General features: G+C 70.5%; 17 protein-coding genes and 1 other RNA gene. 8 read left to right on the forward strand and 10 right to left on the reverse strand.

The window, feature by feature from the left end; genetic code table 11:
* Positions 1–11 precede the first annotated feature (11 nt).
* Together ACK4JY_RS05410 and ACK4JY_RS05415 are read right to left on the reverse strand one after the other, a co-directional pair.
* Positions 12–1,526, reverse strand: a complete 1,515-nt coding sequence (locus tag ACK4JY_RS05410; protein WP_409603568.1) for an ATP-binding protein — start codon at positions 1,524–1,526, stop codon at positions 12–14.
* Positions 1,523–2,254 (reverse strand): response regulator, encoded by a 732-nt coding sequence (locus tag ACK4JY_RS05415; RefSeq protein ID WP_409603570.1) that lies wholly within the window; start codon positions 2,252–2,254, stop codon positions 1,523–1,525. The genes ACK4JY_RS05410 and ACK4JY_RS05415 overlap by 4 nt, the downstream gene beginning before the upstream one ends.
* Positions 2,255–2,380: 126 nt before the next feature.
* Here ACK4JY_RS05415 and ACK4JY_RS05420 point away from each other — a divergent pair, with 126 nt between their 5' ends.
* Together ACK4JY_RS05420 and ACK4JY_RS05425 are read left to right on the forward strand one after the other, a co-directional pair.
* Positions 2,381–3,046, forward strand: coding sequence for a hypothetical protein (locus tag ACK4JY_RS05420; protein WP_409603572.1), 666 nt, complete (start codon positions 2,381–2,383; stop codon positions 3,044–3,046).
* A gap of 103 nt (positions 3,047–3,149) precedes the next feature.
* Entirely contained in the window at positions 3,150–4,388 is a 1,239-nt protein-coding gene (locus ACK4JY_RS05425) for a S41 family peptidase (protein ID WP_409603573.1), read from the forward strand.
* 13 nt (positions 4,389–4,401) lie between these two features.
* Here the strand turns inward: ACK4JY_RS05425 and purT are convergent, their stop codons facing one another.
* The 5 genes from purT to tkt are packed head-to-tail and all read right to left on the reverse strand — an operon-like array spanning position 4,402 to position 9,290.
* On the reverse strand, positions 4,402–5,598 hold the full coding sequence (purT, locus tag ACK4JY_RS05430) for a formate-dependent phosphoribosylglycinamide formyltransferase (RefSeq protein ID WP_409603575.1): 1,197 nt from the start codon (positions 5,596–5,598) through the stop codon (positions 4,402–4,404).
* Positions 5,595–6,071, reverse strand: coding sequence for a group II truncated hemoglobin (locus ACK4JY_RS05435; RefSeq protein ID WP_409603577.1), 477 nt, complete (start codon positions 6,069–6,071; stop codon positions 5,595–5,597). The genes purT and ACK4JY_RS05435 overlap by 4 nt, the downstream gene beginning before the upstream one ends.
* 23 nt (positions 6,072–6,094) lie before the next feature.
* Entirely contained in the window at positions 6,095–6,493 is a 399-nt protein-coding gene (locus tag ACK4JY_RS05440; protein ID WP_409603579.1) for a VOC family protein, read from the reverse strand.
* Entirely contained in the window at positions 6,490–7,341 is an 852-nt protein-coding gene (locus tag ACK4JY_RS05445) for an alpha/beta hydrolase (protein WP_409603581.1), read from the reverse strand. Before ACK4JY_RS05445 ends, ACK4JY_RS05440 begins: the two co-directional genes overlap by 4 nt.
* Positions 7,341–9,290, reverse strand: a complete 1,950-nt coding sequence (gene tkt, locus ACK4JY_RS05450) for a transketolase (protein ID WP_409603674.1) — start codon at positions 9,288–9,290, stop codon at positions 7,341–7,343. The genes ACK4JY_RS05445 and tkt overlap by 1 nt, the downstream gene beginning before the upstream one ends.
* Positions 9,291–9,432: 142 nt before the next feature.
* Between tkt and ACK4JY_RS05455 the strand changes: the two genes are divergently transcribed.
* From ACK4JY_RS05455 to ACK4JY_RS05480, 6 genes are all read left to right on the forward strand, one after another.
* Positions 9,433–9,693 carry a hypothetical protein gene (locus ACK4JY_RS05455; protein ID WP_409603583.1) on the forward strand — a complete coding sequence of 87 codons (261 nt, stop codon included), beginning with the start codon at positions 9,433–9,435 and terminating at the stop codon, positions 9,691–9,693.
* The gene (locus ACK4JY_RS05460) at positions 9,693–10,001 is read left to right on the forward strand and encodes a cell division protein ZapA (protein WP_409603584.1); all 309 of its coding nucleotides are present in this window, start codon (positions 9,693–9,695) and stop codon (positions 9,999–10,001) included. Before ACK4JY_RS05455 ends, ACK4JY_RS05460 begins: the two co-directional genes overlap by 1 nt.
* Positions 10,002–10,051: 50 nt before the next feature.
* A non-coding RNA gene (ssrS, locus tag ACK4JY_RS05465) (6S RNA) lies at positions 10,052–10,212 on the forward strand.
* Between the two features lie 131 nt (positions 10,213–10,343).
* Positions 10,344–10,889 carry a 5-formyltetrahydrofolate cyclo-ligase gene (locus tag ACK4JY_RS05470; RefSeq protein WP_409603586.1) on the forward strand — a complete coding sequence of 182 codons (546 nt, stop codon included), beginning with the start codon at positions 10,344–10,346 and terminating at the stop codon, positions 10,887–10,889.
* 10 nt (positions 10,890–10,899) lie between these two features.
* The gene (locus tag ACK4JY_RS05475; RefSeq protein WP_409603588.1) at positions 10,900–11,721 is read left to right on the forward strand and encodes a YmdB family metallophosphoesterase; all 822 of its coding nucleotides are present in this window, start codon (positions 10,900–10,902) and stop codon (positions 11,719–11,721) included.
* Positions 11,722–11,806: 85 nt separating this feature from the next.
* A complete protein-coding gene (locus ACK4JY_RS05480; RefSeq protein WP_409603590.1) occupies positions 11,807–12,637 on the forward strand; it encodes a DUF5694 domain-containing protein in 831 nt (276 codons plus the stop codon).
* Positions 12,638–12,748: 111 nt separating this feature from the next.
* Here ACK4JY_RS05480 and ACK4JY_RS05485 read toward each other — a convergent pair whose 3' ends face one another.
* The 3 genes from ACK4JY_RS05485 to purL are packed head-to-tail and all read right to left on the reverse strand — an operon-like array spanning position 12,749 to position 16,933.
* Positions 12,749–14,320: an alkaline phosphatase D family protein gene (locus ACK4JY_RS05485; protein WP_409603592.1), complete on the reverse strand. Its 1,572-nt coding sequence runs from the start codon at positions 14,318–14,320 to the stop codon at positions 12,749–12,751.
* Positions 14,321–14,372: 52 nt separating this feature from the next.
* Positions 14,373–14,720, reverse strand: coding sequence for a DUF305 domain-containing protein (locus tag ACK4JY_RS05490; protein WP_409603594.1), 348 nt, complete (start codon positions 14,718–14,720; stop codon positions 14,373–14,375).
* Complete coding sequence (purL, locus tag ACK4JY_RS05495; protein ID WP_409603596.1) at positions 14,717–16,933, reverse strand: phosphoribosylformylglycinamidine synthase subunit PurL; 2,217 nt, start codon at positions 16,931–16,933, stop codon at positions 14,717–14,719. Before purL ends, ACK4JY_RS05490 begins: the two co-directional genes overlap by 4 nt.
* Positions 16,934–16,986: the final 53 nt, after the last annotated feature.

Genomic DNA, 16,986 nt, shown 5'->3' on the forward strand with positions numbered 1-16,986 from the left:
AACTGTAACGCCTACGCCCCGGCGAGCGGCAGATCGAGCCGCGCCGTGAGCCCGCCGCCGTCCCGCGGGATCAGCACGACGTCGCCGCCATGCGCCCGCGCCGCCTGACGCGCCACCGTCAGCCCCAGACCCGCCCCGCCGGTCTCGCGGTTGCGCGACCGCTCGCCGCGATGGAAGGGCTCGAACACGGCCTCCAGCTCGTCCGCCGCGAGGCCGGGCCCGTCATCGACCACCTCGACCACGGCGCGGCCGCTCTCGGCAAAGGTCTTCACCCGGGCCCCGCCGCCGTATTTGACCGCATTGCCAATCAGATTGGCCAATGCCCTGCGCAACGCCGCCGGATCGGCCTCCACCGGCAGGGGGCCATCGCCGTCAAAGCCCACATCCGCGCCGGTCTCGGCGAAGCCCGCCGCGCAATCCGCCGCCAGCAGGCCGAGATCGAGCGGCTCGCGCCGATCCGGCGTGGTTTCACCGCGCACGAAGGCCATGGCCTGGGCGATCAACGCGTCCATCTCCTCGATGTCGGCGGCCATCCTGTCCCGCACCGCCGCCGGCGCCTGCTCGGCGCGAAACCGCAGCCGGGTCAGGGGCGTGCGCAGGTCGTGGGCGATGGCGGCGACGGTCTGGCTCCGCTGCCGCATATGGTTGCGCAGCGAGCCCTGCATGTCGTTGAAGGCGTGGATGGCGGTGCGCACCTCGCTGGGCCCCGACGGCGCCAGCGGCGCGGCGTCCGGGTCGGCCCCGAGCCGCTCGGCCGCCTCGGCGAACACCCGGATGGGCCGCGTCAGCCGCCGCGCCAGCCACCAGACCAGCGGCGCCAACAGCAGCATCGAAATGCCCAGCGCCAGCAGCATCCGCTTCTGCCACGGCGACAGCAGGCCGCGCGGCGGCTCGACCGTGGCCCACCGTCCATCCGCCTGGCGCACCGACGCCGAGAACGGCGCGAAGGTCAGACGATGCGTCAATATGGTGAACTGCCGGGTCGCCGAGTTGATCTCGATGGCGCCGTCGTCTCCGCGGGGAGCGCTGTGGCGCATCTGAATCTGCGCCGTCACCTGCTCCGACCCCGACCCCGGCTCCGCGGTCTTCGGCGCCGGAAGCGCGAGGGATTTGCCTTCGGCGCCGGGCCGCACGACCAGAAAATTCGGCCGCCCGGACCCCCCGTCAGGCGGAGGGCCCGGCCGGCGCATCGACCCGTGCTCAACCGCCACCCGCACCCTGTCCCGCTCCACCCCCAGCCGCTCGGCCAGTCCGGCCGCGATCGCCAGCGCCATCGGGTCGACCCGGTCGGCGCCGCCCTGCGAGACCGGCTGGTCGGTGATCCGGCGTTTCAGGGCCCGGCCGTCCGACGTCTCGGCCGGTTCCCCCATCAGGGCGTCGGCCGCCGCCTCGATGCTGAACCCGGCCGGCCGGGGTTCGGGCGCCAGCACCACGACCCCGAACGCCACCGCCTGAGACATGACCACGGCCAGCGTCGCCAACGCCGCCACCTGGACCAGGACGGGCAGGGAGGAGGGGCGCTTCACGTGTCGCTCCGGTTCGCGCCATGGCGCCGCTCGACCTTGACGTCGAACATATAGCCCTCGCCGCGCAGGGTCTGGATCATCTCCAGCCCTGACCCGTCGTCCAGCTTCTTGCGCAGGCGGCTGATCTGCACGTCCATGGCGCGGTCGAACACGTCGGTGTCGGCGCCGCGAGCCCGCTCCAGCAACTGGTCGCGTGTCAGCAGCCGGCCCGGCCGCTCGACGAAGGCGCGCAGCAGGGCGAACTCTCCGGCCGACAGTGTCACCGTCCGCGCGTCGGGCCGGGTCAGGTCGCGGCGCATCAGGTCCAGCCGCCAGCCGGCGAAGGCCAGACACGGCACCTCGTCCTCGCCCGCCTCGCGGGGCCGGCGCAGCACCGCCCGCACCCGGGCCAGCAGTTCGCGCGGATTGCACGGCTTGGCCAGATAGTCGTCGGCCCCCAGCTCCAGGCCGATGATCCGGTCGGTGTCCTCGCCCATGGCCGACAGCATGACGATCGGGGGCCCCTTGCCGGCCATCCGGCGGCACACGGACAGACCGTCCTCGCCCGGCATCATCAGATCCAGCACGATCAGGTCGGGCGCCCGCGCGGCGATGGCGCGGTCCATCTCCGCCGCCGTCGCCGCCCCCTCGGTGGCATAGCCGTGGTGGTTCAGATAGTCGGTCAGCACCTCGCGGATGCCGGGGTCGTCGTCGACGACGAGAATGCGCGGGGCGGCGTCGGCTTGCATGGGCCCATTGTGACGGACCACGGCGCCCGCGTCATTTCACGGCTGAAACAATGTCGCCGGGCCTGAAACACGCCGGCAAGGCCGCCATGGTCGAACCGTCGCCTGATCAACGGGAGCCAACCGATCATGCTGACCCTCATCGCCCTCTCCGCCGCCCTGCTGCAGGACCCGCCCGCGCCGCCGCCGCGTGAGACCTACACCCGCGTCCTCGTCGTCGGACCCGATGGTCCCGGCTCGCTGGACAAGGACGGCGACGGCCAGGTCTCGCGGGACGAGTTCTCCGCCCCGATGAACGACCATTTCGCCCGCATCGACGCCGACGGCGACGGACGCCTGTCGACGGCTGAGCTGTCGGCCGGCCACGGCCCTTCCGGCGACGGGGATGTCATGGTCTTCCACGGCGGCCCCGAGGGCGGGCCGGGCGCCCGTCGCTTCGAAATGCGCCGCCCGGGCGGCCCCGGGGCGGGGACTCGTCAAGAGCACCAGATCGTCGTCCGCACGCCCGACGGCTCCGGCGGACCGATGGTGATCCATGGCCCGGTCCATGGCGCGCCGGGCGGCGAATCCCGCTTCGAGATCCGCCACGCGGGCGGACCCGGCGGTCATGCCGACATGGACAAGGACGCCGACGGCAGGATCAGCGAGGCCGAGTTCACGGCGCCGCTGCGCGACGCCTTCGCCCGCATGGACGCCGACCGCTCGGGCTTCATCGAGGACGCGGAACAGGGCGGCGGTCGCGACGTCCAGGTCTTAACCCGTCGCCTCGACGTCGCGGGCGGCGACAAGGATTGATCCGGCCCGACGCTTTCGTGATTGAAGTTCCGCGGTCCGCGGCCCTAACGTGGTGTCGATGAACCTCCGCCGCCTGTTTGTACGACTGACCGGGTCAGCCGCGATGAGCCTTGCGCTCCTCGCGGCGCCCGCTCTGGCGCGTGAGCCGGCCGCCGCACTTTCGGCGGAGGCGGCCGCCGAGGTGTCGCCCCGGCCCACCCGCGAGCGGGCGAAGATGAACCAGCGCGTCTTCGACCGCGTCTGGACCGAGGTGCGCGGCCAGTACTACGACCCCGCCCTGCATGGCGTCGACTGGAGCGCCGCCCGCCGCACTTTCCGGCCGCAGGCGCTCGCCGCCGCCGACGACCGGGCCCTGTATCGGGTTCTCGGCGACATGCTAAGCCTGCTGGACGACGAGCACGCCGGCGCCTCGGCCCCGGCCGTGGCCCGACGGCTCGACACCCTGCGTCAGCCCCGGCCCGCCATCGGCGTCACCCTGCGACCAGACCCTGCAACCCCGGGCCACTATGTCGTCGAGAGGGTCCGCGCCGACTCTCCCGCCGCCGCGGCCGGCGTCACAACCGGCTGGCGGCTGGATGCGACCGGTCCCGCCGCCTGGTCGCCCGAGTTGGACGTCGTGGAAGGGCAGGCGGTCCGCCTGGCCTTTTCGGACCCGGCCGGCGTGGACCGACCGCTGACCATCACACCCCGCATCCTGCAGCCCCTCCCGCCCTTCACGGCGGACCTGTCCCGCCCCGGCGTCGCGGTGCTGCGCGTCGACGCCTTCGACGTCGGTCTCGGCGACTGGATGGGCCGCCAACTCACGGGTTTGTCCCCGGACACGGATGTCATCCTCGACCTGCGCGGCAACCCGGGCGGCCGGTTGCTGGAGGCCGATGCGGTGTTGAGCTGCTTCCTGCCCCGCGACCGTGTCTGGGCGACCCGCACCACCCGTTCGGGCCAGGCGATCCCGCTCAGGACCGCCGGCGGCTGCGGCGACCTTGCCGTCCCGGCGCCGAACGAGGTCGCCGTCCTTGTTGACGCCAACAGCCGCAGCGCCGCCGAACTGACCCCCGCCGCCCTGCAGGAGGCGGGACGCGCCGTGGTGGTCGGCGAGCCGACCGCCGGCTCCGTGCTGATCTCGCAGGACAGCCGCCTGCCCGATGGCGGCCGCCTCAGCCTCAGCCGCTCGGACTTCATCACCGCCGGTGGCGTGCGGCTGGAGAAGCGCGGCGTCACCCCCGACCTGACCGCCCCGGCTCCGGCCCCCGGCCCGGCCGGCGTCGACCCTGTCCTCGACATCGCCATCGCCGCCCTCGCCCCCGCGCCGCAGGTGCGGGTCGAGGCCCCGACCCCGCTCTAGCCACGGCCCCGCTCTAGCCCCGGACCGGCCGGACCTTCGCGGCCGCCTCGCGGGCCCGCTCCCGCGCCTGTTCGACCGTCTCGCCGCGCGCCGTCGCCACCCCCATCCGCCGGCGTTCATAGCTCTCGGGCTTGCCGAACAGCCGCAGGTCCGCGGTCGGCACCGCCAGCGCCTCCGCCACGCCCTCGAAGGCGATCCCCGTCGCATCCAGACCGCCATAGATCACCGCGCTGGCCCCGATGTCCCGCTGGCTGACGTCGACCGGCAGGCCGAGGATGGCCCGCGCGTGCAGGGCGAATTCGCTCATCGTCTGGGTCGCCAGGGTGACCAGGCCGGTGTCGTGCGGCCGCGGCGAGACCTCGGAGAACCAGACCTGGTCGCCCTTGACGAACAGCTCGACCCCGAACACCCCCAGTCCGCCGAGGGCGTCCGTCACCTTGCCGGCGATCTCCTGCGCCGCCGCCAGCGCCGCCGGACTCATCGCCTGCGGCTGCCAGCTCTCGACATAGTCGCCCTTCACCTGCCGATGCCCGATCGGGGCGCAGAAGTCGGTCCGCACCGCGCCCTGGTGCATCGACCGCACCGTCAGCAGGGTGATCTCGAAATCGAAATCGATCCGGCCCTCGACGATCACCCGCGTTGTCTCGACCCGCCCGCCCGACTGGGCATGGGCCCAGGCGTTGGGCGCGTCCTCCAGCGCCTCGATCATCGACTGGCCCTTGCCCGAGGACGACATCACCGGCTTGACGAAGACCGGCAGGCCGATCCGGTGCGCCGCCTCGGCCAGTTCCAGCGCGCCGCCGACAAAGGCGTAGGGAGAGGTCGGCAGCCCAAGCTCCTCCGCCGCCAGCCGGCGGATGCCCTCGCGGTTCATCGTCAGATGCACCGCCCGCGCCGTCGGGATGACCACGGCGTGCCCGGCCGCCTCGATCTCGACCAGCACTCCGGTGGCGATGGCCTCGATCTCCGGCACGATGATGTGCGGATGCTCGGCGGCGATCAGCCCGGCCAGCACCTGCGGATCGGTCATCGGGATGACGTGGCTGCGATGCGCCACCTGCATGGCCGGCGCATTCGGATAGCGGTCGACCGCGATAACCTCGGCCCCCAGTCGCTGCAGCTCGATCGCCACCTCCTTGCCGAGCTCGCCCGAGCCCAGCAGCATGACGCGGACGGCGGTGTCGCTCAGGGGGGTGCCGATGCGGCTCATACGGTGGTCTCCGGAATATAGGGTCCGCCGGGCGCGCCCCAGCTCCATTTCGGCATGGGTGACGACGGCGGCAGGTCGACGCCGGCCTGGGAGTTGATCACCGCCAGCCGGGAGCCCCATTCCAGATAGCCGACAAAGGCCGAACGAAACTCCGGATCCCCCGCCAGTCCAACGGCGTCGGCGGTGTCGAGCAAAAGATCGAACCACCGGCGTCGCTGCGTCTCGGTCAGATGCCGGTTCAGGTGATGGCCGATCATCCGCACATGGCCGTCGCCCGAGGGGTCGTACAGCGCCGGCCCGCCCAGCACTTCGCCGATGAAGTCGGCGACATGAGCCGGATGATCGGGGTCCATGGCGCTGAAAACGGGCGCGAGGACCGGATCCAGCGCTACCCGCCGGTAGAATTCGGTCGTCAGCCCCAGGAGCGCCTCGCGGCCCCCGGCCCATTCGAACAGACTCGGCGCGTCGGCCATGCTCGCTCCCCCCAAATGCGCCTTCAGGCCGCTCCCGGCGGCGCCGGCTCGATCAGATCCCAGGCGTTGCCGTACAGATCCTCGAACACCACCACCTTGCCATAGGCTTCATGGCGGGGCGCCTCCCGGAAGACGACTCCCTTCGCCGCCCAGTCGGCATGATCGCGCATCAGGTCGTCGGTCTCAAGGAACAGCCAGACGCGCCCGCCCGCCTGATCGCCGACGCGCGCGACCTGCTCCGGCGTCGTGGCCCTGGCCAGCAGCAGCGAGGTCTCACCACCCCGGGGGGTCACCCGCACCCAGCGTTTCCCGCCGCCCAGGTCGGTGTCTTCGCTGGGCTCGAAGCCCAGCTTGCCGACATAGAAGGCCAGCGCCTCGTCATAGTCGCGCACCAGCAGGCTGACGGCGCCGATCCGGCTCATGGCGCCGGCGCCGGCGCCGGATACAGCCGGCGGAAGGCGTCGAGCGCCGCGCCGTGGTATATGGTGGCGTGGCTCTCGGTCGGGCGCGGCGTGAAGTCCCATGTGAGGCCGGGCAGGGCGTGGTCGCGCAGATTGGCGACCAGAACATCCATCGGCGCCTGCATCTCCGTGCCCTCGTCGCCGAGCGTAAGGATCAGGGTGCGCGGATCGTTGGAATGGTCCCGCAGATGGGCGCCGGCCTGCCGCGCCAGCCGGCCGCCGTCCCACCACAGGCTCGGGCTGACCGCAACATAGGCGTCGAACAGCTGCGGCTCCTTGAGGAAGGTCTCGACCACGAACAGTCCGCCCAGCGACTCGCCCATCAGCGCCGTCTCGCCATTGGTCCGGAACCGGCCCGCGATGAAGGGCTGGACCTCCTGCGCGATGAAGCGGCGAAAGCGGTCGGACTGGCCTTGGGTCGGATAGCGCGCGATCAGCTCGGGGTCTTCGGTCGGCAGCGCCAGTTCGTTGCGCCGGTCCACCGAGGCGATCCCGACCACGATCACGTCGCGCGTCGTGCCGTTGACCGTGCCCAGCTGGGCCAGGCCTGAAAGGTGGTGGAAGTCCTGGAAGGTCGCGCCGCCGTCCAGCAGATACAGGACCGGATAGGCCGCCGCGCCCCCGGCGTAGCCGGGCGGCAGCCAGACGTTGATCTCCCGCTCGCCCTCATAGATCGAGGAGGGCAGGGCGTAGGAGGTCCCGATCACGATCGGCGTCTCCGCCACCGTCGACTGCGCCATCGCCGGCAGGCCGAGCGGCGCCAAGGCGAGTCCCAGACCGGCGACGACGGCGGCGAAGCGGGCGCGCACTACAGACGGGCCTTGGCCGCCGCGACCACGGCCTCGACGGTGATGCCGAACTTCTCGTACAGCACCTCCGCCGGGGCCGAGGCGCCGAAGCCGGTCATGCCGACGAAGCCGCCGTCCTCGCCGATGAACCGCTCCCAGCCCTGCTGGATCGCCGCCTCGACGGCGACCCGCACCGTGCCGCGTCCCAGCACCGAGGCCTGGTACCTGGCGTCCTGCTGGAAGAACAGTTCGAAGCAGGGGACCGACACCACGCGAGTCGGCGTATTGTTGGCCTCCAGCCGGTCGGCGGCGGCGAGGGCCAGCGGCACTTCGGTGCCGGTGGCGAACAGGGTGACTTTCGCCTCTCCCTTGGCGCCGCGCAGTTCATAGGCGCCGCGCGCCGACAGGTTTTCCGACGCCGCGACGGTGCGAACCGCGTCGGTCTTCTGGCGCGACAGGGCCATGGCCGACGGCCGGTCGCTGTGCTCCAGCGCCAGCTTCCAGCATTCCATCGCCTCGACCGTGTCGGCGGGGCGGAACACCAACAGGTTCGGAATGGCCCGCAGCGCCGCCAGATGCTCGACCGGCTGGTGCGTCGGCCCGTCCTCGCCCAGACCGATCGAATCGTGGGTCAACACATGGATGGCCCGCACCCCCATCAGGGCGCCCAGCCGGATCGCCGGCCGGCTGTAGTCCGAGAACACCATGAAGGTGCCGCCGTAGGGGATGACCCCGCCGTGCAGGGCCATGCCGTTCATCGCCGCGGCCATGCCGAACTCGCGGATGCCCCAGTTGACGTAGCGCCCCTCATAGGTCGGCGCGTCGAGGATCGGCGTGCCCTTGACGAAGGTGTTGTTCGACCCGGTCAGGTCGGCCGAGCCGCCGACCAGTTCCGGAATGGCGGCGAACAGCTCGTCCAGCGCCGCGCCCGACGACTGGCGCGTCGCCTGGGCCGGCTTCGTCTCGACCAGTTCGGCGATCTTCGCGTCCAGCTTGGCGAACGCCCCCTCGGGCAGCTCGCCCTTCATGGCGCGGGTGAACTCGGTCGCCTGCGCCGAGGCGGCCAGCCGGGCTTCCCACGCCTTGCGGTCCTTGGCCCCGCGTTTGCCGACCTTGCGCCAAGCCTTTTCGACGGCTTCCGGCAGCTCGAACGGGTCGTGCGTCCACGACAGACCCAGACGGGTGGCGGCGATCTCGGCCGCGCCCAGCGCCGCCCCGTGCGTCTTGTGGCTGCCTTCCATGGTCGCCGCGCCGCGCCCGATCTTGGTCCTGCAGGCGATCAGCGTCGGCTTGTCCTGACGCGTCGCCCACTGCAGCGCCGCCTTGATGGCCTTCATGTCATGGCCGTCGATGGCCTTGACGGCCCAGCCGGCGGCCTTGAAGCGCGCCTTCTGGTCGGTGGCGTCCGACAGCGACACCGCCCCGTCGATGGTGATGGCGTTGTCGTCCCACAGCACCGTCAGCCGGTTCAGCTTGTAGCGGCCGGCCAGGGCGATCGCCTCCTGCGACACCCCTTCCATCAGACAACCGTCGCCGGCGATGACCCAGGTCCGGTGATCGACCAGATCCTTGCCGAACCGCGCCGCCAGATGCCGCTCGGCCATGGCGAAGCCGATGGAGTTGGCCAGACCCTGGCCCAGGGGACCGGTGGTCGTCTCGACGCCCGGCATATGGCCGAACTCGGGGTGGCCGGCGGTCTTCGAGCCCCACTGGCGGAAGTTCGACAGCTCCTCCTTGGTCGCCGCCTTGTACCCGGTCAGGTGCAGCAGGGCGTAGATCAGCATCGAGCCGTGCCCCGCCGACAGGATGAACCGGTCGCGGTCGGCCCAGTCGGGCTGGCTGGCGTCAAACTTCAGAAATTTCGAGAACAGCACCGTCGCCACATCGGCCATGCCCATCGGCATGCCCGGGTGGCCGCTTTTGGCCTTTTCGACCCCGTCCATGGCCAGGACGCGGATGGCGTCCGCCATCTGCTTCGGCGTGGCTTTTTCGGATACGGTTTTGGCGTCGGTCACGGGGGGACCTTTCGTCGGAAGGCGGAAAAAGGGAGGCGCGCCGCTTTACCCCGACGCGCGAGCGGGTTCTATACGGATTCTGGAGGATATGAGCTGAATGGACGCTGCATCGGCCGCCAAGGACCGGGTTGATCGCGCATTGGCGCTGCTGGAACGGCGCCTGCTCGATCTGAAGAGCCGGGCCGCCGCCGCATCCGGCCGCGGGCCCGACGACGACCTGTTCGCGCCCCAGCCCTCCAGCGAAACCGACCGCATCCGCATCCACGAGCTTGAGGCCGCCGGCCGCGACGCCGCCGAGGTGCTGGCCCGGGCCGCCGACGCCATTCGCGACAGCCTGGCCGAACAGGAGGCCCGCTGATGGCGACGGTCACCGTCGAGATCAACGGCCGCCCCTACGCCGTCGGCTGCGCCGATGGTCAGGAGGACCGCGTCCGCCTTCTCGCCCGGCAGTTCGACGGCCATGTGCGGCAGGTGGCGGGCGAGGTCGGCCATGTCGGCGACATCCGCCTGTTCCTGATGGCCGGCCTGATGCTGGCCGACGAGCTGCACGAGGCCCGCGCCAACGGCGGAACCCCGCCCGCCGACGCCCCGCCCGCGACCGACGGCGTCGCCGAGGCGCTGAACGCGGTCGCCGCCCGGCTGGAAAAGATCGCCCAGGGACTCTGAGCCGCGCCATTGTTCCGCCCCGGCTAAGCGACTATCTTGTCCAACGGCGGGTCCTGCTGCGGCCCTCGTCGAAGGCAACATTTCCTCGCGACCTTAATTCACTCGAAGGGAGCTGTCCCTGATCAGGCCCGTGGGCCTGGGCACACGGCGCCCACCTGGCTACCCAGGTCGAGAGGATTTAAACGTCCTTCACGGTTCTTGCGGCGCCGCCACCCTTTCCCTCCTTTGTGCGCTATCGCTCGGGACGCGGTCGATCGCTGCTTGAGCGCATTCCTCCCCCTCCGGGGAGGGGGACCATCCGAAGGATGGTGGAGTGGGCCGCCGATGCGCTACCAGTCCGACATGACTGACAAGCACGAACTCCGGGCCGCCATGCGGGCCACGCGCAAGCGGCTGGCCGGACTCGATCCCGAGGCCGCGGCCCGCGCCGCCGGCCACGCCGCCGACCTGCCGCCGGGCGAGGTCGTCGCCGTCTATCGCGCCATCGGCTCCGAACTGGACGCCGGGCCTCTGGCGCTGGCCCTGGCGCGCGCCGGCCGCACCCTGTGTTTGCCGGTGGTCATCGAGCGCGACGCCCCGATGGTCTTCCGCCGCTGGTCGCCCGGCGAGCCGCTCGAACTGGACGAGGCCGGCGTGCCCGCGCCGTTTCCGCTGGCCGCGACGGTGACGCCGGATCTGATCGTCACCCCCCTGCTGGCCTTCGACGCCCGGGGCGGGCGGCTGGGGCAGGGCGGCGGCTACTACGACCGCACCTTCGCCGCCCTGCCGGAGGTGATCCGCATCGGTCTCGCCTACGCCGGGCAGGAACAGGACAATCTGCCGCTCGAGTCGCACGATATCCGCCTGCATGGCGTTCTGACCGAGAGGGGCTATAGAGGCGCCGCATGAGGCAGATCGTATGAGACTGGCGTTTTTCGGCGACGTGGTGGGCAAGTCCGGCCGCGACGGCCTGTCCGACCACCTGCCGGCGCTCAAGCGCGACCTCAAGCTCGACTTCGTCGTGGTCAACGCCGAGAACGCCGCCGGCGGCTTCGGCATCACCGAGAACACCGCCCGCGAGCTGTTCATGGCCGGGGCCGACTGCCTGACGCTGGGCAACCACAGCTGGGACCAGCGCGAGGCCCTGACCTATATCGTGCGCGAGCCGCGCCTGATCCGCCCGCTCAACTATCCCCGCCTGATGGATGCGCCGGGCGCCGGCGCCAACCTTTTCGAGACCCACTCGGGCAAGACCGTCCTGGTCATGAACGCCCTCGGCCGCATCCACATGGACGCCGTCGACGATCCGTTCGGCGCGGTCGAGAAGGAACTGGCCGCCTGTCCGATGGGCATGGCCGCCGACGCCATCATCGTCGACATGCATTGCGAGGCGACTTCGGAGAAGATGGCCATGGGCCATTTCTGCGACGGCCGCGCCTCCCTCGTCGTCGGCACCCACACCCACGTCCCGACCGCCGATTGCCAGATCCTGCCCGGCGGCACCGCCTACCAGACCGACGCCGGCGGCTGCTGCGACTATGACAGCGTCATCGGCAACGAGAAGGAAGAGCCGCTGCGGCGCTTCACCACCCGCCTGTCCGGCGGTCGCTACACCCCCGCCCACGGACCGGCGACCATCTGCGGCGTTTATGTCGAAACCGACGACCGGACCGGCTTGGCCACGCGGGTCGAGCCGATCCGGGTCGGCGGGCGACTGAGCCAGGCGATACCGGCGCTCTGAACCTGTCGAAGAGTTAATGGCGGAGACTGCATCCGCCGCGACAGGCCGCCGCCTCTCTCCGCAAACACCCTTCGCGGAGCTCCCGATGCTGAAGATCCTCGCCGCCCTCGCGGTCCTCGCCCTGCCGACCACCGCCGTGGCCCAGACCCCGGAACCCGAACCGGTCGAGGTGATGATCCTCGGGACCTACCATTTCGACAATCCGGGTCGGGACCTGCACAACGCCCGCATCGACTCCGTCCTGACGCCGGACAAACAGGCCCAGCTGGAGGCCGTCGTCGATGGCATGGCCCGCTTCCGCCCGACCGCCGTCGCCGTCGAGCGGGTCGCGATCGATCAGACGACCATGCTGGATCATCGCTATCCGGCCTTCACCCCCGGCCACCTGCTGACCAATGCCGACGAGAGGGTCCAGATCGGCTATCGCCTCGCCCACCGGGCCGGCCTGACCCGCGTCTATGCGATCGATGAGCAGGAGGGCGACGGCGAGCCGACCTACTTCCCGTTCGAGGCCGTGCACGACTGGGCCCAGGCCAATGGCGGGGCGGAGGCTCTCGCGGCGATGCATGCGACGATCGCCGCCAAGGTCGCCGATCTCGAACAGCGGCAGCGGACCCGCGATGTCGGCTCGGTTCTCGCCTATATGAACGGCCCCGTTCCGGCGGCGGAGGACAAGGCCTTCCACTACGCTCTCATGCAGTTCGGCGCCGGCGACGACCAGCCCGGCGCCGTGCTGAACGGCCGCTGGTTCACGCGCAACGCCGAAATCTTCGCCCGTCTGATGCAGGCCGCCGAACCCGGAGACCGCATCGTGGTGGTCTATGGCGCGGGCCATGCCTCCTGGCTGCGCGAAATGGTCCAGACCACCCCGGGCTTCCGTCTGATCGAACCGGACGACTACCTGCCGGAAGGCTGACGGGAAACCGGACCCGCGTTCAGGGCCGTAGTCGTTATCTCCGAATTCGACGGATCCGGCGTCCAGATTCGCGCCAGATTTGTCGTCGAATTCCTTGTCGCTGAGAGACGCTCAGGCCGCCACGATCCGCGCGTCTCCGCTGGCCACCGCCAAGGTCGCCCGCGTGCTCAGTGTCCCGCCCTTTTCCGACACCTTGTCCAGCACCTTGAACTCGGTCTGCCAGCGCTCAGGCGTCACGTCACAGACGACATAGCCGCGCTGGGCGTTGTTGAATTTCAGGAACGGGTTGTCGGCCAGATAGCGTCGACCGTCGGCCCGCTGGTCCTGCCCGTCGCCCGACGAACTGATCGAGGTGGTGACAAATTCCGAGGCGATCGGCGCCCCTTCCGGGTTGCGGCTGTCGCGGTACAGCTCGCCGGCGTAGTTCTGGTGCTCGTCCCCGGTCAGGATCACGGTGTTGCCGATGCGCCGCTCGCGCAGCCGGTCCAGCAGCCGCTGGCGCGGAATGCGGTACCCGGCCCAGGTGTCGAGGTTGTAGCCCGGCTCGGGCCCTTCCTTGCGGTCCAGATCCATCACCATGATCTGCTGCGCCAGCACCTTCCAGTGCGCCTGGCTGCGCTCCAGATTGCGGTACAGCCACGCCTCCTGCGCCTCGCCCAGCACCTGGGCCCGGGCGTCCGACACGGCTTCGCAGGTCGACCCCCAGGCGTCGTCGCACGGCTGGTCCGAGCGGTAGGATCGGGTGTCCAGCAGGTTCAGATCCAGCAGGTCGCCCCAGGCCGCGTGGCGGTACAGCTGGATGTCGGCCCCGCGCGGGAAGGCCGACCGGCGCAGCGGCATGTTCTCGTAGAAGGCCTGGGCGGCCGCCTGCCGCCGCAGGGCGAAGACCTCCGGCGGGGTGCCGTCCTGATCCAGCGCCGCGACCCAGTTGTTGTCGGTCTCGTGGTCGTCCCAGGTGCAGTACCAAGCCGTCGAGGCGTGGCTCGCCTGCAGATCCACATCCAGCTTGTACTGGGCGTAACGGCGGCGGTAGTCGTCCAGCGAATAGATCTCGCCGCCGAAATGCTGGCGCGGATTCTCCGACGTCCCGCCCGACCCGTTGTACGTCCGGCTGCCGCGCCCTTCGTAAATGTAGTCTCCGTAGCAATAAATGAAGTCCAGCCGCTCCTCCGCCGCCTTGCGGTGGGCGGTGTAGAAGCCCTGCTCGTAGGCCTGGCAGCCCAGCACGCCGAAGCGCGCCTGAGCGGTCGCGGCGCCCGCCGCCGGCGCGGTCTTCGCTCGACCAATGGCGCTGCGTTCGCGCCCGGCGCTGAAGCGGTAGAAATACTCGCGATCGGGGTCCAGTCCCTCGACCTCGACGTGAACCGAATGCGCCAGTTCCGGGCGGGCGACGACTTCGCCGCTGCGGATGATCGCGCCGAAGCCGGCCTGGGTCGAGACCTCCCATTTCACGGACACGGGGGCGGAAGGCATGCCGTGCCCGATCTCGAGCGGGCGCGGGGCCAGCCGGGTCCAGATCACAAAGCCGTCGGCGGCCGGGTCGCCGGCGGCGATGCCCAGCTGGAATGGATATTCCGCGAATACAGGATCGGCCAAGGCCTGACGACCGCCGCCGACCAGGGCGCCGCCGGCGCCGAGGCCCAACAGCAGCCCGCGACGGGACAGGGAATCAAATGCCGACATGGGAACCTCCGGAGCGTGCCGCCCCCGACCTAGCCGGGAAATGTGACGGTCGTCACTTGGTCGGCGGAGTAGCGGGCTTCCACGCCTGCAGCGCGGCGATCTCGGCCCGACGCGTCTCGATCGTCCGTTCGGCCAGCTGGCGCAGCGCCGGATCGGACGACGCCTTCAGCGACGCCTCGGCGTTGGCGATGGCGTCGCGGTGCTCCTCGATGGCGGCCTCGACATAGGCCTGGTCGGCCCCGTCCGCCGGGCGCGCCGCCTCAAGCTCGGCCGTGGTCCGGGTCGCCGCGGCCTGCCGCTCGGCCGAAGCGTCGCGCAGCGCCTGTTCGACCGGATCGCCGCCGCCCTCGCAGGCCGCGAGCCCGATCGCCAGCAGCAGAACCGTCAGGCCCCGCTTCATGCCCGGCCTTCGATCCAGTCCGGCATCCAGCTCTCGTGCATCTCGCGCAGGTGGTCGAGCGGCAGGCGGAACAGGTCGCCGTCCGGCCCCCCCGAGGCGAAGTCGCGCCCCTTGGCCCGTCCCACGATGCTGGCGTGAACGCCGGCCGCCTGCGCCGCCGCGAGGATGTCCGTCGCATCGGGCACGGCGACCAGATAGCGCGCCTGATCCTCGCCGAAGAGCAGGATGTGGGCGTGCGCCGCCGAGGTGGCGTCCAGATCGACGCCGACGTCCGAAGCCAGCGCCAGATCCGCCGCCGCCCCGATCAGCCCGCCGTCGGACAGGTCGTGCACCACCGTCAGGGCGCCCGTCTCGATCTGGCCGCGGACGAAGTCGCCGGTCTTGCGCTCCAGCGCCAGATCGACCGGCGGCGGCGCCCCGTCCTCGCGCCCCAGCACCTCGCGCAGATAGATGGACGAACCCAGCTCGCCGACCGTATCGCCGATCAGCACCAGCACATCGCCCTCGCTCATCCCCGAGAAGCTGGTGACGATGTCATAGTTGGTCAGCAGGCCGACCGCCCCCACCGTCGGCGTCGGCGGAATGGCCGCGCCATTGGTCTCGTTGTACAGGCTGACGTTCCCGCTCACGACCGGGAAGTCCAGCACCCGGCAGGCCTCGGCCATGCCGTCGATGGCGCGGACGATCTGGCCCATGATCTCGGGCCGCTGCGGATTGCCGAAATTCAGATTGTCGGTGATGGCGATCGGCCGCGAACCCACGGCGGTCAGGTTGCGCCACGCCTCGGCCACCGCCTGTTTGCCGCCCTCATAGGGGTCCGCCTGCACATAGCGCGGCGTCACGTCCGAGGTCATGGCCAGACCCTTGTCCGTGCCGTGCACCCGCACCACGCCGGCGTCGGCGCCGGTCGAGGAGTCCTGCAAGGTGTCGGCCATGACGTGGCGGTCGTACTGCTCCCAGACCCACCGCTTCGAGGCCATGTCCGGGCAGGTCAGCACCTTGATCACGGCATCGACCCAGCTGTCCGGCGCCGGAACCTGTTTGGGGTCCAGACGCGGCTGCAACTCGGGCTGCACCCACGGACGGTCGTACAGAGGCGCGTCGTCGAACAGCGGCGCCAGCGGCACGTCGCACACCGTCTCGCCGTGATGCTTCAGCACCAGCCGTCCCGTGTCGGTCGTGATCCCGATCACCGCCGCGTCCAGGCCCCACTTTTTGAAGATGCGATAGCCGTCTTCCTCGCGGCCCGGCTTCAGCACCGCCAGCATCCGCTCCTGGCTTTCCGACAGCATCATCTCATAGGCCGTCATCCCCTCTTCGCGCTGGGGCACGGCGTCCATGTTCAGCTCGATGCCGACCGCGCCCTTGCCGGCCATTTCCACGGAGGAACTGGTCAGGCCGGCCGCGCCCATGTCCTGGATCGCCGCGACGGCGCCCGAGGCCATCAGCTCCAGCGTCGCCTCGATCAGCAGCTTCTCGGCGAACGGGTCGCCGACCTGAACCGTCGGCCGCTTCTCGTCCGAGTCCTCGTCGAACTCGGCCGAGGCCATGGTCGCGCCGTGGATGCCGTCGCGGCCGGTCTTCGATCCGAAATAGACCACCGACAGCCCCGGGGCCGGGGCGGCCGAATAGAACAGGGCGTCGGCCTTGGCCACGCCGACGCACATGGCGTTGACCAGGATGTTGCCGTTGTAGCCGGCGTGGAAATTGGTTTCGCCGCCCACCGTCGGCACGCCGACGCAATTGCCGTAGCCGCCGATGCCCGAGACCACGCCCTTGACCAGCCGCTTCGTCTTCTCGTGCGACGGGTCGCCGAAGCGCAGGGCGTTCAGCAAGGCCACCGGCCGCGCGCCCATGGTGAAGACGTCGCGCATGATGCCGCCGACGCCCGTCGCCGCGCCCTGATAGGGTTCGATGTAGGACGGGTGGTTGTGGCTCTCCATCTTGAAGATGCAGGCGTCGCCGTCGTCGATGTCGATGACCCCGGCGTTCTCGCCCGGTCCGCAAATGACCCGCGGTCCCTTGGTCGGGAATTTGCCGAGGTGGATCTTCGACGACTTGTACGAGCAGTGCTCGGACCACATCACCGAGAACACGCCCAGTTCGACGTTGTTCGGTTCACGCCCCAGCCGGTCGAGGACGACCTGATACTCATTGGGGGCCAGGCCGTATTCGGCGGCCAGTTCGGCCATGGTCTTTTGCGGAGCGCTCATGGCCCGGCCTTCTAGCCGCAGTTCGGGCGCCTGTCAGCCGTCCGCGACGGGAA

This window comes from Brevundimonas sp. (genome assembly GCF_046295595.1).
In the GTDB taxonomy this organism is placed as follows: Bacteria; Pseudomonadota; Alphaproteobacteria; order Caulobacterales; family Caulobacteraceae; genus Brevundimonas.

What these genes read in the sequence shown, in the direction of transcription:
- ACK4JY_RS05415 (WP_409603570.1), bottom strand. Translation starts at nt 2,254, where the DNA reads ATGCAAGCCGACGCCGCCCCGCGCATTCTCGTCGTCGACGACGACCCC.
- ACK4JY_RS05420 (WP_409603572.1), top strand. Translation starts at nt 2,381, where the DNA reads ATGCTGACCCTCATCGCCCTCTCCGCCGCCCTGCTGCAGGACCCGCCC.
- ACK4JY_RS05425 (WP_409603573.1), top strand. Translation starts at nt 3,150, where the DNA reads ATGAGCCTTGCGCTCCTCGCGGCGCCCGCTCTGGCGCGTGAGCCGGCC.
- purT (WP_409603575.1), bottom strand. Translation starts at nt 5,598, where the DNA reads ATGAGCCGCATCGGCACCCCCCTGAGCGACACCGCCGTCCGCGTCATG.
- ACK4JY_RS05435 (WP_409603577.1), bottom strand. Translation starts at nt 6,071, where the DNA reads ATGGCCGACGCGCCGAGTCTGTTCGAATGGGCCGGGGGCCGCGAGGCG.
- ACK4JY_RS05440 (WP_409603579.1), bottom strand. Translation starts at nt 6,493, where the DNA reads ATGAGCCGGATCGGCGCCGTCAGCCTGCTGGTGCGCGACTATGACGAG.
- tkt (WP_409603674.1), bottom strand. Translation starts at nt 9,290, where the DNA reads ATGGCGGACGCCATCCGCGTCCTGGCCATGGACGGGGTCGAAAAGGCC.
- ACK4JY_RS05455 (WP_409603583.1), top strand. Translation starts at nt 9,433, where the DNA reads ATGGACGCTGCATCGGCCGCCAAGGACCGGGTTGATCGCGCATTGGCG.
- ACK4JY_RS05460 (WP_409603584.1), top strand. Translation starts at nt 9,693, where the DNA reads ATGGCGACGGTCACCGTCGAGATCAACGGCCGCCCCTACGCCGTCGGC.
- ACK4JY_RS05470 (WP_409603586.1), top strand. Translation starts at nt 10,344, where the DNA reads ATGACTGACAAGCACGAACTCCGGGCCGCCATGCGGGCCACGCGCAAG.
- ACK4JY_RS05475 (WP_409603588.1), top strand. Translation starts at nt 10,900, where the DNA reads ATGAGACTGGCGTTTTTCGGCGACGTGGTGGGCAAGTCCGGCCGCGAC.
- ACK4JY_RS05480 (WP_409603590.1), top strand. Translation starts at nt 11,807, where the DNA reads ATGCTGAAGATCCTCGCCGCCCTCGCGGTCCTCGCCCTGCCGACCACC.
- ACK4JY_RS05485 (WP_409603592.1), bottom strand. Translation starts at nt 14,320, where the DNA reads ATGTCGGCATTTGATTCCCTGTCCCGTCGCGGGCTGCTGTTGGGCCTC.
- ACK4JY_RS05490 (WP_409603594.1), bottom strand. Translation starts at nt 14,720, where the DNA reads ATGAAGCGGGGCCTGACGGTTCTGCTGCTGGCGATCGGGCTCGCGGCC.
- purL (WP_409603596.1), bottom strand. Translation starts at nt 16,933, where the DNA reads ATGAGCGCTCCGCAAAAGACCATGGCCGAACTGGCCGCCGAATACGGC.